This is a genomic window from Nostoc sp. (genome assembly GCF_036917975.1).
Classification (GTDB): domain Bacteria; phylum Cyanobacteriota; class Cyanobacteriia; order Cyanobacteriales; family Nostocaceae; genus Nostoc.
The window spans coordinates 60885-78282 of sequence record NZ_JBALEJ010000035.1; the positions used below are offsets into that span (position 1 = coordinate 60885).

14 protein-coding genes are annotated in these 17398 nt (G+C 41.2%); 9 read left to right on the plus strand and 5 right to left on the minus strand.

Annotated features, from left to right (window positions below):
• Nucleotides 1–144: 144 nt before the first annotated feature.
• Together V7K76_RS16395 and wecB are read left to right on the plus strand one after the other, a co-directional pair.
• Entirely contained in the window at nucleotides 145–516 is a 372-nt protein-coding gene (locus V7K76_RS16395; protein ID WP_334778933.1) for a hypothetical protein, read from the plus strand.
• A gap of 619 nt (nucleotides 517–1135) precedes the next feature.
• Nucleotides 1136–2266: a non-hydrolyzing UDP-N-acetylglucosamine 2-epimerase gene (gene wecB / locus V7K76_RS16400; protein ID WP_334778932.1), complete on the plus strand. Its 1131-nt coding sequence runs from the start codon at nucleotides 1136–1138 to the stop codon at nucleotides 2264–2266.
• A gap of 231 nt (nucleotides 2267–2497) precedes the next feature.
• On the opposite strand, the gene V7K76_RS16405 is transcribed toward wecB, so the two are convergent.
• On the minus strand, nucleotides 2498–3097 hold the full coding sequence (locus V7K76_RS16405) for a peptidoglycan-binding domain-containing protein (protein WP_334778931.1): 600 nt from the start codon (nucleotides 3095–3097) through the stop codon (nucleotides 2498–2500).
• 516 nt (nucleotides 3098–3613) lie between these two features.
• On the opposite strand from V7K76_RS16405, the gene V7K76_RS16410 reads away from it, so the two are divergent.
• The 5 genes from V7K76_RS16410 to V7K76_RS16430 all read left to right on the plus strand — a co-directional run bounded on the left by V7K76_RS16410 (nucleotide 3614) and on the right by V7K76_RS16430 (nucleotide 9328).
• A complete protein-coding gene (locus V7K76_RS16410) occupies nucleotides 3614–4867 on the plus strand; it encodes an MFS transporter (RefSeq protein ID WP_334952571.1) in 1254 nt (417 codons plus the stop codon).
• 58 nt (nucleotides 4868–4925) lie between these two features.
• Nucleotides 4926–5963 (plus strand): NADP(H)-dependent aldo-keto reductase, encoded by a 1038-nt coding sequence (locus V7K76_RS16415; protein ID WP_334778929.1) that lies wholly within the window; start codon nucleotides 4926–4928, stop codon nucleotides 5961–5963.
• Between the two features lie 194 nt (nucleotides 5964–6157).
• Nucleotides 6158–7228, plus strand: a complete 1071-nt coding sequence (locus V7K76_RS16420) for an ABC transporter substrate-binding protein (RefSeq protein WP_334952575.1) — start codon at nucleotides 6158–6160, stop codon at nucleotides 7226–7228.
• Between the two features lie 26 nt (nucleotides 7229–7254).
• On the plus strand, nucleotides 7255–8382 hold the full coding sequence (locus tag V7K76_RS16425; RefSeq protein ID WP_334778927.1) for an aryl-sulfate sulfotransferase: 1128 nt from the start codon (nucleotides 7255–7257) through the stop codon (nucleotides 8380–8382).
• Between the two features lie 274 nt (nucleotides 8383–8656).
• Nucleotides 8657–9328, plus strand: coding sequence for a glutathione S-transferase family protein (locus tag V7K76_RS16430; RefSeq protein WP_334778926.1), 672 nt, complete (start codon nucleotides 8657–8659; stop codon nucleotides 9326–9328).
• Nucleotides 9329–9638: 310 nt separating this feature from the next.
• Here V7K76_RS16430 and V7K76_RS16435 read toward each other — a convergent pair whose 3' ends face one another.
• On the minus strand, nucleotides 9639–10652 hold the full coding sequence (locus V7K76_RS16435; protein ID WP_334778925.1) for a zinc-dependent alcohol dehydrogenase family protein: 1014 nt from the start codon (nucleotides 10650–10652) through the stop codon (nucleotides 9639–9641).
• A gap of 48 nt (nucleotides 10653–10700) precedes the next feature.
• Here V7K76_RS16435 and V7K76_RS16440 point away from each other — a divergent pair, with 48 nt between their 5' ends.
• The gene (locus V7K76_RS16440; protein ID WP_334778924.1) at nucleotides 10701–12026 is read left to right on the plus strand and encodes a DUF58 domain-containing protein; all 1326 of its coding nucleotides are present in this window, start codon (nucleotides 10701–10703) and stop codon (nucleotides 12024–12026) included.
• A gap of 257 nt (nucleotides 12027–12283) precedes the next feature.
• Here V7K76_RS16440 and V7K76_RS16445 read toward each other — a convergent pair whose 3' ends face one another.
• Nucleotides 12284–13378, minus strand: coding sequence for a sulfonate ABC transporter substrate-binding protein (locus V7K76_RS16445; RefSeq protein WP_334778923.1), 1095 nt, complete (start codon nucleotides 13376–13378; stop codon nucleotides 12284–12286).
• A 704-nt stretch (nucleotides 13379–14082) separates the two neighbouring features.
• Here V7K76_RS16445 and V7K76_RS16450 point away from each other — a divergent pair.
• Nucleotides 14083–14544 (plus strand): hypothetical protein, encoded by a 462-nt coding sequence (locus V7K76_RS16450; RefSeq protein WP_334778922.1) that lies wholly within the window; start codon nucleotides 14083–14085, stop codon nucleotides 14542–14544.
• A 243-nt stretch (nucleotides 14545–14787) separates the two neighbouring features.
• Here the strand turns inward: V7K76_RS16450 and V7K76_RS16455 are convergent, their stop codons facing one another.
• Together V7K76_RS16455 and V7K76_RS16460 are read right to left on the minus strand one after the other, a co-directional pair.
• Nucleotides 14788–16161, minus strand: coding sequence for a hybrid sensor histidine kinase/response regulator (locus V7K76_RS16455; protein ID WP_334778920.1), 1374 nt, complete (start codon nucleotides 16159–16161; stop codon nucleotides 14788–14790).
• A 172-nt stretch (nucleotides 16162–16333) separates the two neighbouring features.
• Nucleotides 16334–17326, minus strand: coding sequence for a chemotaxis response regulator protein-glutamate methylesterase (locus V7K76_RS16460; protein ID WP_335029872.1), 993 nt, complete (start codon nucleotides 17324–17326; stop codon nucleotides 16334–16336).
• Between the last annotated feature and the right edge of the window lie 72 nt (nucleotides 17327–17398).

Below are 17398 nucleotides of genomic sequence, written 5' to 3' on the forward strand. Positions count from 1 at the left end.
TTAACTGTAAACTTTAGTAAACAAATGCTCATTTTTCCTATTAGTTTTTATATACTGAATTTCACTGAAAGAATTCAGTTTTACTCGCAAAAAGCGAGATATGACTGAAATTAAAATATGCTCTGTATTTTGGGAGGAAAAGTCATGGTTTCTGCTCAAAGCTCTAATCTAGGAAAGACCGACTCCTTGTTGATGATTAAAAGCTTTTTAATATGGACTTTTACATTAGCAGTATGTTTGTTAGTTGTGGGTTTTCCACTAGTTGTCTTGATGGCTACGGTCGGGTGTCTGTTGTCGATTATCTTGCAATCGGTGATGCCTGTTAGTGCGGTTTTGCTGGTAGCTGGTGCTTTAATCATGTTTAATGTCATGGCAGTTATATTGGCTGCGGGTGTGCTAACTGTTAAAGGAGTTCATCCTAGTGAAGTTAAATGGTTAAGCTGGCTGCATGGAGAGGCAGACCAAACGCAGACTACTGTCTACGCTGCTTGCCCTCTAACTTGTGAGATTAAATAGTCATTACAAGTGAATTGACAAACAGTGCGTCTGCCCGGTTAAGCCGGGTTTTTTCATTTTTGAGATCAAGATATAGTCATATCTGACTTTTCACGTTATGTGGAAAAGCCACGAAAAACCTAACCCCCTAACCCCCTTCCCTACGAGGGAAGGGGGAATATTCAAAGTCTCTCTCCTTTTAGGAGAGAGATTTAGAGAGAGGTTTTCCAGATACCGTGAAAAGTCAGATAGTCATATAGTCATTACAGTTAAATTTGATAAACAGTGCATTTGCCCGGTGAAGCCGGGTTTTTTTATATCTTGTGTGATTTATGATTTTATCGTAAATTAAAGGGTTTAAGAACCTGCAATCTATATGTAGCAACCATTTCAGTCGGGGTTTGTCTTGAGAAATCGCTCCACTTGGGCAAAGCCCAAGACCTCGTTTCTCGCTAAATCCCCGTCTGAAATGTCTTTAATTTTGAATTTTGTTAGCGCAGCGTTAGCGAGTCCGCGAGCGTCATTTTGAATTTTGAATTGTTAAATTTATGGTTTGTGTGATGATTGACCGCCCACTCTTGACTATTGAGCAAAGAACATTGACTATAACCATTGGCAAATTACAGATGACCAATAACTAATGACTAATCAAAAACGCGTTTGCATTATCTTAGGTACTCGCCCAGAAGCGATTAAACTAGCTCCGGTGATTCAGGTTTTCCAGAAGTATTCAGGTTTTGAGTTGCAAGTAATTCTAACTGGACAGCATCGGGAGATGGTTGAGCAAGTTATGCAACTGTTTAATATCAAGTCAGATTATAACTTGGAAATTATGCAGGTTCAGCAATCTCTGAATGATATTACCTGCCGGAGTTTACAAGGCTTAGAAGCCTTATTCAAGGTGGAAAAACCAGATTTAGTAATCGTGCAGGGAGATACTACCACGGCTTTTGCGGCAGCTTTGGCAGCTTTTTATCAAAAAATCCCTATTGGTCACGTAGAAGCAGGGTTAAGAACTGATGATATATTCAATCCTTACCCAGAAGAAGCTAATCGGCGGTTGATTTCTCAAATTACTCAGTTGCACTTTGCGCCGACTCCTTGGGCTGTGGAAAATTTGCATCGTTCTGGTGTTTTGGGTGAAATTCACATGACAGGTAACACGGTAATTGATGCCTTGTTGAATGTCGCGGCAACCCAAGTAGTTTGTAATGTACCAGGTTTAGACTGGGAATCATATCGGGTTCTGTTAGCAACAGTGCATCGTCGGGAGAATTGGGGAGAACCTCTCGAAGCGATCGCAGAGGGCTTTTTACAAATTTTAGACAAGTTTCCTGATACAGCTTTGCTCTTACCATTGCACCGCAATCCCACAGTGCGAGTCCCGTTGCAGGAACTTTTAGGGAAACATCCCCGAATTTTCTTGACAGAACCTCTAGATTATGGTGAATTGGTGGCAGCAATTGGGCGATCGCATCTTTTGCTGACTGACTCTGGTGGCTTGCAAGAAGAAGCCCCCAGTTTGGGAAAACCAGTACTGGTTTTGAGAGACACTACCGAAAGGCCGGAGGCTGTTACAGCTGGTACAGCCAAACTTGTAGGCACTACAAGTGAGAATATTTTTGCAGCTGCGGCTGAGTTACTCAGTGACTCAGATGCCTATGAAACGATGGCAAATGCAATCAATCCCTTTGGGGATGGTCATGCAGCAGAGCGCATTTTGCAGATTGTGCAAAATTACTTGGGTATTTCATCAGAAACATCAACTTAGGAACGTGGATTAAACTAAGTGCAAAATTTCTGTTTTTCAGGTTGCATAAAATCGGTTTTGATCCCGGTTTTTCATTTTTACCAGTTCTTGTGTGGTGAGGTCATCTTGCCCGCCTGATGACGGGCGAGACAGTGCGAAGTTTTAATTTAAGTTCCTGATTTATGATTTCTCTCGATCGCGCCAGAAAACAACTAAAACTCGGAAAGAGGATTTTCCAAGGATGGCTTCTAGCTAAATACCCAAAGCAGATCGAGTTTCTGGCCCCACAACACCATCTACAAGTAGACCTTTACTTTGCTGAAAGCTTCGGACTCGGCTAACAGTTTCTTGACCATAAATTCCATCAACTGTGAGATTGCCTAAAGCTGTTTGAACATCTCTGACTAGCTGACCTTTAGAACCAGGGGTAAGAATCACCGAACCACCAACACCACCAGGTTTAGTCACAGGAGGGTTGTTAGGTTTATCACCAATCCATCGGGCAAAAACGTATCTACCCGTAGAAAGCCTAGCAAAACCGTTTTCATACCTTTCAATCTCTGGAAGTGTTGCCCCATTTGATACACAGTCCACATAAGAGTAGTTGGTACTTGGGCCTGTACGGATACGTAAACAACTGCCGTTAGTTTTTACATAAGCAGCCGAACTCATTTGAATTTGGCTGACAGCACCAAGTAATACACCAACACCAGCTAAAGCTAACCAAGCCGAAGATTTAAGTAGTTTTTTCCAATTGAATTGAGGTTTAGGGAGATTATACTTAGGATACTTAGGGTTTCCAGATGCCTCTTCTTGAGCAATAAACATTTGGGAATAAGCAAGATATTCCATAATTCGCCCCTTTATATGAAAAAATGAGTACTCACAGAGAACTACTTGGTCGTTCTCTGTATTTATTCTTAGTATATTTTATATCACGGTTCTTTTAAAAGGTTTTTTTGGTAGCAAAATTAAGAAAAAATAAAATTAGTCATTGGTCATATCCTGTATCAATATTTATTAAGTTTTAATTTTAGAAGAATCTGAAGACTTTTTGGTATACTACGGTAAATCAGTCCATTTATCGTAGTATATGCTTAGACTGAAAAAGTCGAATTCACAAAAACTCAATAAAAGCAAGTATTTTTTACTACAATTTCAGATTTTTTATTACTCCAAGCTAGCTTACTTATCTGGCGGTTCACTGCGTCCATTAAATACTTGCCGTGTATCAATTTAACGTCGTATTAGCAAATAAAGATTTTGCTGATAGTTTTGTATTGGTTTATTGCCAGACGACTGTAGTTTTGAGACAAAAGAGTTGTATGACAAAAGCTATATGATGAATATCGACTGAAAATGAGTGTAATGCAAACTTTACAGTCTTTCAATTCCAGGAATTATCGTCTATTTTTTAGCGGGCAAATGTTATCTATGGTTGGTAGTTTTATGACAGAAACTACCATTGCATGGCTAGTTTATTATTTAACACATTCAGTAGCTTTGCTAGGATTACTTGGCTTTATCAGCCAATTTCCTCATTTGATAATTAGTCCTTTAGCGGGTGTTTGGATAGAGCAGTCTAATCGACGTAATATTTTAATTGCTGTGCAAATTACGATGATGATTGTTTCACTAATTTTAGCAATGTTTGCCTTAACAGGGGCAATTAATATCTGGCACATTATTGTTTCAAGTATATTGCAAGGTTTTCTTAGTAGTGTTGAGACACCTGCTCGCTATGCTTTCATCATGGACATAATTGAAAACAAAAATGATAATATTACTAATGCAACGGCTCTCTATTCTTCTTTACTTAGTGGTTCGCGGATAATAGCTCCAGCGATCGCAGGTATTATAATTGCTAATCTTTTCCCTGGGCACTGTTTTTTAATTGATGGTATTAGTTATATTGCTGTAATTTTAGCTTTATTAGCAATTCAGCTTGAAAAGCCAGTAATCAGACAAATAAATCATCAGAATAATATCTTAAAAAATTTCAAAGAAGGCTTTACTTATGCATACGAACTTTTGCCTATTCGCTCAATTTTGCTATTGATAGCATTATTCAGTTTTATGGGAATGCCGTATCTCAGAATTATGCCTGTTTTTGCTGTGGAAATTCTGCATGGAGATTCTAGCACTCTCGGTTATTTGACAGGAGCATCAGGACTTGGAGCATTATGTGGTGGTATTTATTTGAGTTATCGAAGAACTGCAAGAGGACTTGAAAAAATTATTGCGATTGCACCAGCTATATTTGGCATAGCACTAATTACTTTTTCACTATCAAAGAGTTTTTGGTTTTCTTTAATTACCATCCCAGTAATTGGCTGTAGCTATATCTTAGAATACTCATCAAGTAATGCTGTTCTACAAACAATATCAGACGATGAAAAAAGAGGTCGAATTATGAGTCTCTATAATATGTCTGTAATGGGAATCATACCTTTCGGCAATTTATTTATAGGTGGATTAGCAAGTATAACAGATGCAAAAACTGCTTTAATTTTTGGCGCATTGTGTTGTGTTACTGGCTCAATTATGTTTTACAAACAATTGCCAAAAATAGAAAGCTTGCTACGTCAAATTTATATTAAACAGGAAATTATTTTAGAATAAACTTTGTGTGGTAGATTATCTAAAAACCACGTTTTTTACCTAAGACTAATACAAGAATATGAAGTATAACCAACTTGGCAAGAGTGACTTAAAGGTTTCAGAAATTTGTCTGGGCACAATGACTTATGGACAACAAAATACTATCGAAGAAGCCCACGAGCAGCTAGATTATTCTATTGCCCAAGGAGTCAATTTTATTGATGCGGCAGAGATGTACCCTGTGCCAACGAGTGCCGAAACCTATGGCTTAACTGAAACTTATATCGGGGAATGGTTAAAACGTCAACAAAGAGAGCAACTTATTATAGCTACTAAAATTGCTGGCCCTGGTCGAGGCTTTAAATGGGTACGTGGTGGAGCCAAAGCAATTGATCGTGATAATATCAAACAAGCTGTAGATGATAGTCTAAAAAGATTACAGACAGACTATATCGATCTGTACCAAATCCATTGGCCCGATCGCTATGTGCCAAGGTTTGGGCAAACGGTGTTCGATCCAACTCAGGTAGGAGAAACGGTTCCCATAACTGAACAGCTAGCAGTTTTTGATGACGTAATTAAGGCAGGGAAAATTCGCTATCTTGGTTTGAGTAATGAAACCCCTTGGGGAGTCGCCCAATTTAGTAACGCTGCTAAACAATTAGGATTGCCCAAAGTTGTTTCGATTCAAAATGCTTACAACTTGCTAAATCGAGTATTTGATGGAGCCTTAGCAGAAGCAGTTTATCACGAAGAAATTGGGTTACTAGCTTATAGTCCTTTAGGATTTGGCTACTTGACTGGCAAATACCTAAATGGCAAACCAGAGAAAGCAAGAGTCACATTGTTTGAAAATTTTGGTCAGCGCTATTTGAAACCAAAAGTCAGTCAAGCAGTAGAAGCTTATGTGGAAATTGCCAAGCGCCATCAACTAAGTCCAGCACATCTAGCTTTGGCATTCGTGCGGAGTCGTTGGTTTGTGCCTAGCACAATTATTGGTGCTACCACACTGGAACAACTCAAAGAGAATCTGGAAAGTGTGGATGTAGTTCTCAACAAAGACATTTTGGAAGAGTTGGATATAGTTCATGCTCAGTCACCAAATCCAGCACCATAGGAGTGATGAGTAATGAGTGCTGAGTAATGAGTAATGAGTGGTGAATTACCGAACTAACTTATAAACGGCGCAAGCCTGAGTTTTTCCCTCGTTACCAGGCTCCAGCCTGGTAACGCCTTCCTAGAGCCTCTGGCTCTCATTAATCAATTTCCAGTTTGTCTGGAATTATCTTAGTTTTATGGAGCAGTAAATCATTGACGAGTAAATTTCAAAATTCTTATTTGTTGTGTAACTTAAAAAGTTTGCTTCGAGTTGGTCAACAGGGTTCAACCAAAGCACTCATCTGGCTATTGGTAGCGCAATCTGGCTTGAGTTTGATGGTTTCTGGATGTAGCCCGACGAACTCTGCCAATTCTACAGTAAAACCTGTGAGTGACCAGAGTCAAAGTTCCTCAACAGCACAAGATTCTGCACCTGAAAAACAGACAGTAGTTCGCATTGGTTATATTAAAGGAAGTTTGTCTGCGATCGCAAAAGAACGCGGCACTTTAGAGCGTGAACTAACTCCCAAGAATATAAAGATTGAATGGGTTGGTACATTTCCATCATTTGCACCTGTATTAGAAACAATCAATGCTAAAAGTTCTGATTTAGGAGCAGGTGGCGATATTGCTGGTTTATCTGCTTTATCTGGTGGGATTAATGCTTGCATCATTGCCTACCGACCGGCTAATCGTAACTCAGAAGGGATTGTAGTTCATGCCGATTCCCCCATTCGGAAATTCGATGATTTGATTGGTAAAAAAGTCATTGTAAATCGAGGTGGAATCAGCGAACATTTGCTATTGAAACTATTAGAAAAAGAAAATATTCCCAAAGAGAAAGTAAGTCGCGTTTACATGAAACCCGATGAAGCCCTACCCGCTTGGGCAGTTTGGGACCCTTGGGTTGCTACTGCTGAACTTAAATACAATGCCCGCCAAATTCCTTTACCTGCACAAGTTCCGCATTACTCCCTTTATATGGTGGATAGAGATGCACTAAAACAAAAATCTGAGGCGATTAGGGAAGTTATTGCAATTCTTGCTAAAGAAGCTGAATGGCTAAATAAAAATCCCCAGGAGAATCAAAAAGTATACCAAAAAGTATCAGGATTACCGCCTGAAGTTGTAAAGCGTACATTTGAACGCCGACCTGTTGATGGAGTGCTTCCCTTAGAACCAAAAGTAATTGCTGATTTACAGAGTGCTGCTGATTGGATATACAAACAGGGAATTGTTCAGAAACGAGTAGAAGTGCGTGATGCACTCTGTCCGAGTTCTTAGATTCAAAACTAGATATTAGGTAAAATATGACTTTTCCAGCAACATCAGTTGATCAAAATACTATTCGTCGTCGGGGTACTGGTTTAAGAGCTTATAATCCCGAAAAAGTATTCAAAGGATACACACTTTTCACACCTCTAACAGGGCAAGGTGAAGTCTACCTCCTGAACCTAGAAGGAGAAGTAGTACACCAGTGGAATCTGCCTTATCCACCAGGGTTATATGGTTATCTTTTGCCCAATGGCAACCTCTTTTATAACGGTAAGACTCCACCAGAAGAACCACTACGTTTTGCTTTGTGGGCTGCATTCAAAAGTGGCGTTGTTTTAGAAGCAGATCCCAAAGGAAATATTATCTGGGAATATAAGCATCCAGATCATCATCATGATGGACGCAGACTAGCCAATGGCAACACAATAATACTCGCCATTGAAAAAATACCTCAGTCGTTAGTTCCCCGCATCAAAGGCGGTGTACCAGGTACAGAACCAAATGGTGAGATATATGCTGATGTGCTTTATGAGGTGACTCCAGAAGGCGAAATTGTTTGGACTTGGCACGCTCACGAACACCTCGATCCAGATATATTTACCATTACACCCCAGGATCATCGACATGAATGGACTCATGGGAATACTGTGGGTGAACTCGCTGATGGCAACATTATAGTCAGCTTTCGCAATATCTCTACAGTTGTCATTATCGATCGCAAAACCGGAGAAATCATCTGGACGTTAGGTGATGACGTGCTAGCACAGCAGCACTTCCCGAACGAACTCGCTAACGGTAATATCTTGATTTTCGACAATGGCGCACATCGTCGTAACATCGCTCTCAATTTCTCCCGTGTGATTGAGGTGAACCGCCAAACCAAAGAGATAGTTTGGGAATACAAGGACAACCCGCCCCAAAATTTCTTTAGTTCTTACATATCAGGAGCGCAACGTTTAGCGAATGGCAATACCTTGATTACAGAAGGTGCTTATGGTCGAATATTCGAGGTGACAGTTACAGGTGAAATTGTTTGGGAATACATCAATCCCCACTTTGCAGTTAGAAATATTCCCGGTGAGAAGTCGCCCGTAACTAGTGGAGAACAAAATACAGTCTTTCGCGCCTTCCGTTATGCACCTGAAGAAATTCCCTGGCTTTAGGGGAAGGCAGAAGGCAGGGGAGACAACCTTTGCGCTCTTTGCGTCCTTCTCTAACGAGACGCTGCGCGAATGCGGTTCGTTCTCTTAACCCTCAAATTTAATGGACAGACCACTAGTAATCAAATTTCAAAATTTGGTTAGTGTCAAGAATTTTTCACGCTACACCCGCCTCAAAAAGGATTTTGTGACACTAACAATTTAAGATTTGGGATTTTGGATGAAAATTCAATTCCCAATGGCGATTAACAAGTCCTATTTACCAAGGTACTTAAACATGGCTGAAATTAAAGTATACAGTGCAGTTGTTTGTCCTTATGCTCACCGTACCCGCTTGGTACTCCAAGAGAAAGGCATCGACTTTGATTTGATTGAGATTGATTTGCAGAATAAGCCGGAAGGGTTTACCAAAGTTTCCCCCTATGGTAAAGTACCTGCGATCGCTCATGGCGATAACCGAGTTTGGGAGTCTGCGGTAATTAACGAATATCTTGATGAGGTATTTCCCAATCCACCACTATTACCCAACAGCCCCATTGCTAAGGCACAGGCTCGCATCTGGATCGATTTTGCCAACACCAGGTTCGTTCCCGCTTTTTCTACCCTGTTGCGGAGTTCAGATCCCCAAAAACAAGAAGAAGCTAAACAGGAACTATACAAACACCTGGAATTCATTGAAAACGAAGGTTTAGCAAAGCTATCAAAAGAAGGCCCTTACTGGTTTGGTGAATCCATTAGTTTGGTCGATTTCACCTACTTCCCCTGGTTTGAGCGCTGGGCTGCACTCAAGCAGTATCGTGGCTTTGGAATACCAGAGCAATTTACCCGTGTACGTCAGTGGAAACATGCTTTGAAACAGCGTGAGTCTGTGAAAGCGATCGCTCATTCTAAGGAATTCTACATCGAGCGGTATGCTAAATTCGCTGCGCCTACTCTCGCTGCTGTTTAGGGACTTCCAAATAAAAAATATCCAATTACTTCTTGTGGGGTGGGCGTCTCGCCCGCCTTATGGACTGGGCGGGCAAGATGCCCACCCCACAATATTGGATAATTTATTTCTTGGAGTTCCCTTAAATAAATTTATCCTCTCGTTTCTTGGCTCTGCCAAGGAATGGGTTCTGGAGGCTCCGCCTCTTTAGACTTGAGGCAGAGCCTCAATAAATGCATTCCCACGCGGAGCATGGGAACGAGTTAATTACGAATTACGAATTACGTTAGCGCAGCGTTAGCGACGTAGGAGCGTCATTACGAATTACGAATTACGAATTACGAATTACGACTTTTCCAAAGTGAGCCGCGCTTTTGAGGTAATGATAAGCCTCTCGTGCTTCAGTGAAAGGGAAAACTCGATCAATAATCGGTTTAATTTGATGTTGTTGCATCGCCTGATTCATCGCCTCAAACATTTCGCGACTGCCAACATAAATTCCCTGAACTGTTAAACTCTTAAAAAGTATTGGCATGGGGTCAATCTCATTTCCTCTACCTGACAATACGCCAATCAAACTAATACGTCCTCCAATGCGGACTGCTTGTAGCGATTTTGGTAGAGTACCTGCACCGCCTACCTCAACTACATGATCTACACCGATGCGATTGGTTAATTGATAAACTTGCTTTTCCCAATCTGGTGTTGTTTTATAGTTGATTGTCTCGTCAGCACCAAGTTGTTTCGCCCGTGCCAACTTTTCATCACTGCTGGAAGTAATAATTGCTCTCGCACCATGTATCTTAGCAAACTGGAGAGCAAAAATTGAAACTCCTCCAGTACCGAGTAATAAAATACTATCACCTGCGCCAATATTGCCTTTTGTCACTAGTGCGTGCCAAGCTGTAACTGCTGCACAAGGTAAAGTTGCACCTTCAATATAGGATAAGTATTCAGGTAATATCACTAAACCATCTTGGTGTAATACAACATACTCAGCCAGCATTCCATCGATACCGCCTCCGAGATCGGATTTCATTTTCTCTTTAGTTAAAGAGCCATAAATCCAGTCTTGGAAGAAAATACCAGCCACGCGATCGCCTATTTTTACCCGTGTCACACCTTCCCCCACCGCCACCACTTCCCCTGCACCGTCAGATACCGGAATTAACGGATATTTCTGTCGAGTACTGTAAGCTCCTTCAATAACAAGCAGATCGCGGTAATTTAAGGATATTGCTTTGATTTGAATCAGAACTTGTCCAGCTGCGGGTTTTGCTTGGGGGCGATCGACTAACGCTAGGGCATCAATCCCGGCGTTGCTTTGAATTTCGTAAACTTTCATAAAATTTCTGTCCTATTCCCGCTTTAACTTATCTTCTCGCTCTAAAAAATGGTTCCTTCCAAACGAGTTTATTTATTATTGGTTTTGGGTATAGCGATCGCTCCGATCCTATCCTTATTTCTGATCGTTAGAGCAGCCATCGCCATCACTGTGCTATTTGATGCCATCGTTCTCGGACTGATGGTTGTAGATGGTTTACAGGTGCGGCGTTCTCGTGTGCAAATTACCCGCGAGTTGCCATCACGGTTATCCATTGGGCGGGATAATCCCGTGGTGCTGAAGGTGACATCGCCAAAGACCAACGCCCAAATTGAAATCCGCGACTATTACCCAACGGGATTTGGCGTTTCTGCACCTGCACTAAATGCGATTATTCCCAGTAACAGCACGGAGGAATTGACGTATACCGTCCACCCGACACAGCGCGGAGAGTTTCCTTGGGGAAATATCCAAGTTCGACAATTGGGGATTTGGGGATTAGCTTGGGATGATTGGCAAATCCCTCAAAGTCTGCCAGTGAAAGTTTATCCTGATTTAGTCGGATTGCGATCGCTCACAATTCGTCTGACACTGCAATCATCGGGTTCAATGCGCCAATCTCGCAAAACTGGTATTGGTACAGAGTTTGCCGAACTGCGAAACTATCGCACCGGTGACGATTTGCGGTTTATTGATTGGAAAGCTACTGCCCGTCGGGTTGGCGCTTATGGTAATGCTATGCCACTGGTGAGAGTTCTAGAACCAGAACAGGAACAAACATTACTGATATTACTCGATCGCGGACGTTTGATGACAGCAAAAGTGCAGAGTTTGCAGCGATTTGACTGGGGTTTAAATGCAACTTTATCCTTAGCTTTGGCAGGTTTACATCGAGGCGATCGCGTGGGTGTTGGTGTATTTGACCGCCAGATGCATACGTGGATTCCCCCAGAACGCGGTCAACATCATCTGAATCAGCTAATTGATCGCCTGACTCCCATTCAACCAGTGTTATTGGAATCTGATTATTTGGGGGCAGTGACAAATGTTTTGCAGCGACAAACTCGAAGGGCGCTGGTAGTAGTGATTACCGATTTAGTTGATGTCACTGCCTCTACAGAACTCCTAGCCGCACTCTCCAAACTAGCGCCCCGCTATCTCCCCTTTTGCGTTACTCTGCGAGATCCGCAAGTTGATCGTCTAGCAAACACCTTCACCGATGATGTTACAAGTGCTTATGCCCGTGCAGTGTCACTAGATTTATTAATGCAACGACAAGTGGCTTATGCCCAACTAAAACAAAAAGGTGTATTAGTACTAGATGCACCAGCAAATCAAATTGCCGATCAGTTAGTTGAGCGATATCTGCAACTCAAAGCGCGAAATCAACTTTGACCAAGGTTGAGGGTAAGTAATGGGCGCTCCCAGACTCTTTACCACACTCAGTCCTGAGTACCTTGGCTTAGAGTTCTGAGTAACAAGAAGATTAGACATAGGAGTGAAAATTAAATATGCATTATCTGAAACCCTTTGTAGGGAGAATCTACGCCAATTCTTTAAATGTCTATTGCTAAATGCGATCGCAATCTATTCAGTCAAGGTGAAGTATAAAGTATAAAATTACTCCACCGAGTACCGATGTGAAAGCGTCATTACGAATTATTCAATTTACCTTGCCAAACAATTTCCTTAACTTTGATTTCTTTTGGAATCAATTTAATTTTGTAGAAGGTATCTGCAACCTCTTGTTGTTTAGTAATCACTTCATCAGTGAGCGGAAGTACATCATACTCACGCCGCTTTTCTGCTGTTTCCAACACAGGAGCATTTATACCCAAAGCTGGGGAAAGAAACTTAGCAACTTCAGTAGGATTATTTTTTGCCCAGTCACTAACTTTCTTGACTCCATCCAGAACTATTTTCAAAGCATCCGGCTTGGTATCAACAAAAGATTTTGCAGCTAGATAATAACCACGATTGGGGGCTAATCCCGTCGCGTCTACTAAAGTACGTGCGCCTGTTGCTGCTTCTGCTGCGGCTAAGTAAGGGTCCCAAATTGCCCAAGCATCAATGTTATTTCCCTCAAAGGCAGCACGAGCATCGGCTGGGGGCAGAGTTGCTGGCTTGATGTCACTGTATTGTATCCCTGCTTTTTCCAGTGCTTTCACTAATAGGTAGTTAGCATTAGAACCTTTGGCAAAGGCAACTTTTTTGCCCTTGAGTTCAGCTACACTTTTAATAGGTGAATTCTTAGGTACTAGAATGGCTTCAGCCTTGGGACTCCAAGGATCGTAGGCAACATAAACCAAAGGAATACCCCCAGCTTGAGCAAATATAGGTGGTGATTCTCCGGTATAGCCAAAATCAATACTGCCTGCATTCAATGCTTCTAGCATTGGGGGGCCAGCCGGAAATTCCGACCAAGTTACGGAAGATCCTGAAGCCGCGAAAGCTTTCTCTAATTCCCCTCTTGCCTTCAGCGCATAGAGAACAGTTGAGGCTTTCTGATAGCCGATGCGAACTGTAATACCGCTAGCTGCTGGACTGGGGGTGGTGGTTTGGGTTGTCTGCGGTGTGCCAGAGTTAGAGTTGTCGCTTGTGCTTGGAGAACAAGCAGAGAGAGCCAAAGTTAAGCCAAGTCCTACTGCAAACAGTATGGAAAAAGTGCGGATTCTTCGTTGTTGGAACCTCTGGAGGAAGGCAAAAGCCATACCTAACAGTTGGGTTGGAGAGAACTTAGTCAACATTATCACTCTGCTTTCAGGGGTCAAAAAATATTAGATTTCAGTAAACCTACGGCAATCCCCGACAAGTTTATTGATTTACCGTATTATATTGGACTTTGGACACAAAACATTGGCTAGTAGCTTATTTACGCAAAATCCTGAAAAAAACCTGCTCCTAACCATCTTTTACACCCTTTTCAAGGGACAGAACTGTTTTATTCCCTAAAAGATGTAGAATTACAAGCGTCAAGGGGATAAAAACAATAAGTGCAAATCTGATTGAACAACTACGGCAAGTAAAAGATTTTCGATTCAAAGATGGGCTTATTAATTAATAGTGGCAATGACTATGCGGTAAGCGTTCGCGGAGCGTCTCGTAGAGAAGCCATGCCGTTAGGCTTATCGCCAAAGCCAGCAAATCAAAAAAATCTGCATCACTAAATTCGACATCAGGGAACTCCAAGAAATAAATTATCCAAATAAATTATCCAATATTGTGGGGTGGGCAACATGAGCGCCCCGCCCAGTTACAAAAAAATTGTAGGTTGGGTGGAGGCTTTGCCAAAGCCAACATCCTGATATGTGTTGGGTTGCGCTCCGCTCCACCCAACCTACGTCTAATGCCAGGACAAGTAAAATTACCATCAAATTGCCTACTACATTAGTAGTCTAGTAAAGTTAGCAGTTGATAAATTTTGCAACTTAATTCAAAGACTGTATAAATCATGAACAACAGAATTGAGAAAGGTGACATAGTACTGATAAATAAAAGCGGAAAATATTATAATCAAGTGGGTGAAGTAATTGGGGTAGATTACAATATTTTCTTCGTCAAAATAATGACGGTAAAGTTAGATAATCAAGAAGAAATATTTGAAGAAAAAGATTTACAATTACAAACGAAAAAGCCGAGCCTACAAGAAGTCATTGTATCAGTAGACAAAATTCTAGAACAAGTTGATCGGATTCCTCACTTGCCGACAAAAGAGAAAGTAGAGTTACCCAATCGTCTGAAGTATCTTAAATTAGATATTCCTAAACTAGATAAGCAGTTGATTGAAAAAAACTTTAACAGTATAGATAAAATACTGACAGCAACAAGAAAAGCAGACTCTTCAGCAAGCTTTTGGCAGGAAATAGATCCTAATTTGGAAAAGATAAGTTGGTGGATTAGAACAAGTCTGTAAACCAAGAAGTAAGTTGGCAAGTAGTCAGACAGAATTAATTACACAATGTCATTGCGAACGCAATGACTGTAAATATTGTTGTCCGACTACTTAAGAGGTTGTTTGAAAAGTCCAAATTAATACTAGCCCCAGCGATTATAGCGGTTCTCGCTTGGATACAACAATAGGGCACAGCATTGCTCATTGGTGTCAATTTAACGCGAAACCGCTTGTCCGCCGGGAATTGAAATTCCCGTCTCATGGCTAAATGTCGCTTTTATGATTAACAGCTAATGCTATTGGAATTTCGATCGCAAATTCAGTTCCATAGCCAAATTCAGACTTTAGCTGAATATTTCCCTGATGTTTCTGAATAATTTGATGGCTAATTGCTAAACCTAATCCCGTTCCTTTGTTGATAGGTTTAGTTGTAAAGAAAGGATCAAATATCTTGCTTTGAATCTCCGCATCTATTCCATCACCATTATCTCTGAATGTAATTATCACTGTTTCTAATTCAGTTACTTCAGTTTGAATCACAATTTGCTTTTGGATCTGATTATCTAGCTCTAATAAAGCATCAATGCCATTACTAAGAATATTCATGAATACTTGGTTTAGTTGTGCTGGATAACATTGAACTGGTGGCAGATTTCCATATTTTTTAATAATTTCAATTTTTGGGTGTAGCCGATGATTTAAAAGTAATAAAGTACTTTCAATACCGTCATGAATATTAACAGCTTTTTTCTCTGACTGATCGAGTCGAGAAAAATTTCTTAGGGACAGTACAATGTCACGAATCCGATCAGTTCCTATCCTCATGGATGAAAGAATTTTTGGCAAATCATCTACGATAAAATCAAGGTTGAAGTCACCAAACTCATCTTGTAATGTAAAATATGATTCAGGATGTTTTTTTTGATATAGTTCGATTAAATTTAAAAGACAGTTAACATGGTTATTTAAGTGGTTAAAATTGCCGTGAATAAAATTAACAGGATTATTGATTTCATGGGCTAAACCTGCGACCATCCGACCCAAACTAGACATTTTCTCAGTCTGGATCAATTGAACTTGGGTGGTTTGCAATTCCTGTAAAGTATTTTTTAACTGTTGTGCTTGAAGTTGGGCAGTAGCAGTTGCAGTAGTGAGTGCTTTGAGGTTATTGTATGCCTTGGAATGATAACGGATACGGGCAATTAACTCAACGGCATCGGGTAACTTAATTAGGTAGTCATTTGCACCCTCGGTAAAGGCATCGGCTTTGAGCTTTGCTTCTTCTTTACTGGATAGCATAACGATCGGAATATCACGAGTTACTGGATGAGAGCGAAACCAACGCAGTAGCATTAATCCATCGATGTCTGGCATAATCATATCCAAAAAGATCACCGTTGGTTCTATGGCGATCGCATCTTGAATAGCTTTAGCTGGATTACTTGTGTAGTGAAGGGAAATATCTGTTTCTGTCGCAACGATTCGACGGAAGGCTTCGCTGATAATTACCTGATCGTCAATTAGCAAAAGTCTCACTGTGGATATTTTGGCATCCAGAATAAATGGCACAGCTTGCGGGGTTTCTGGTTCACTCCACTTTTGAGATATTTGTAAGAGTGCTGTTTCTTGCGGGTTCATTTAGCACCTCTAAATAGGTCTTTGTTTTCACAACTACAAACTAATAAGTTAAATGTACTAATTTGCAATTGTCGCAATTATATCTCAGTGATTCAGGATTTTGAAATACTTCGTAAAGGTGTTTTAAGTATTTGCTTTCAGGCATATACCTTAAGTAAAGTACGATAAATCACTACTTAATTAAGTATTTTTCCGTAAATTTGATGCCTGCTGATGCGATCGCCTCAACTGGCAAAACCTCCACCGCCGCTTTTAATTCCACCGCTACTTTTGGCATACCATAGACAACGCAAGTTTTAGAGTCTTGGGCAATAGTGTGCCAACCTGATTCGCGCAATCGTTTTAAGCCTTGAGCGCCATCTGGACCCATACCCGTCAGCAACACCCCAACCCCCTTTCCAGTCCAATTTTTAGCTACACTCCTGAAGAAAACGTCAATCGATGGATGGTAGAAATAATTTAGTGGTTCTTTGTCATAGCCAAGGGTGAGGTCGGGACGCATTACCAAATGAAGATTTGTGCCGGCAATCAGAACTTTACCAGGCTGTGGTGTATTGCCTGCGATCGCAAGTTGCACAGGCATAGGAATTTGCTCATTCAACCAAGCAGCAAAACCTTGGACAAATTGGGCATCTATATGTTGAACAATAACCACAGCCGCCGGAAAGTCTTGGGGAAATTGGGAGAGAATAGTTGTCAATGCTTGAGGGCCACCAGTGGAAGCCCCGATCACAATTAGGGGTGGGAGTGATTCTTGATGATGGATAGGAAGCGATCGCCGATGTGAAGATTTGCCAATTAAGCGGGCGATCGCGGCAATTTTATTTAGTAGCCCATCATCACCGAAAACTGGCGTATTGATGGCATCCAAGGCTCCATAACCCATTGCTTCAAAAACCTTGGCTGTATAGCGATTAACGCTAGCTGTCACCATCACAATGGCGCAGGGAGATTGACTCATGATGCGCCGTGTAGCTTCTACTCCATCCATGCTTGGCATCAGCACATCCATCAAAATCAAGTCGGGAGTATCAGCCGCACATTTGCTCACCGCTTCCGCACCATCGTAAGCAACCCACGCCAAGTTGTAGCCTGGTACTTTTTCCACAACCCGCCGCAGTACCTCTACAGCCATGAACATATCGTTAGCGATCGCAATTCTCACAGGCTATACCATTTTGGATTTGGGATTTTGGATTTTGGATTGTCACAGGTTTATTTCTAAATTTAAACAATA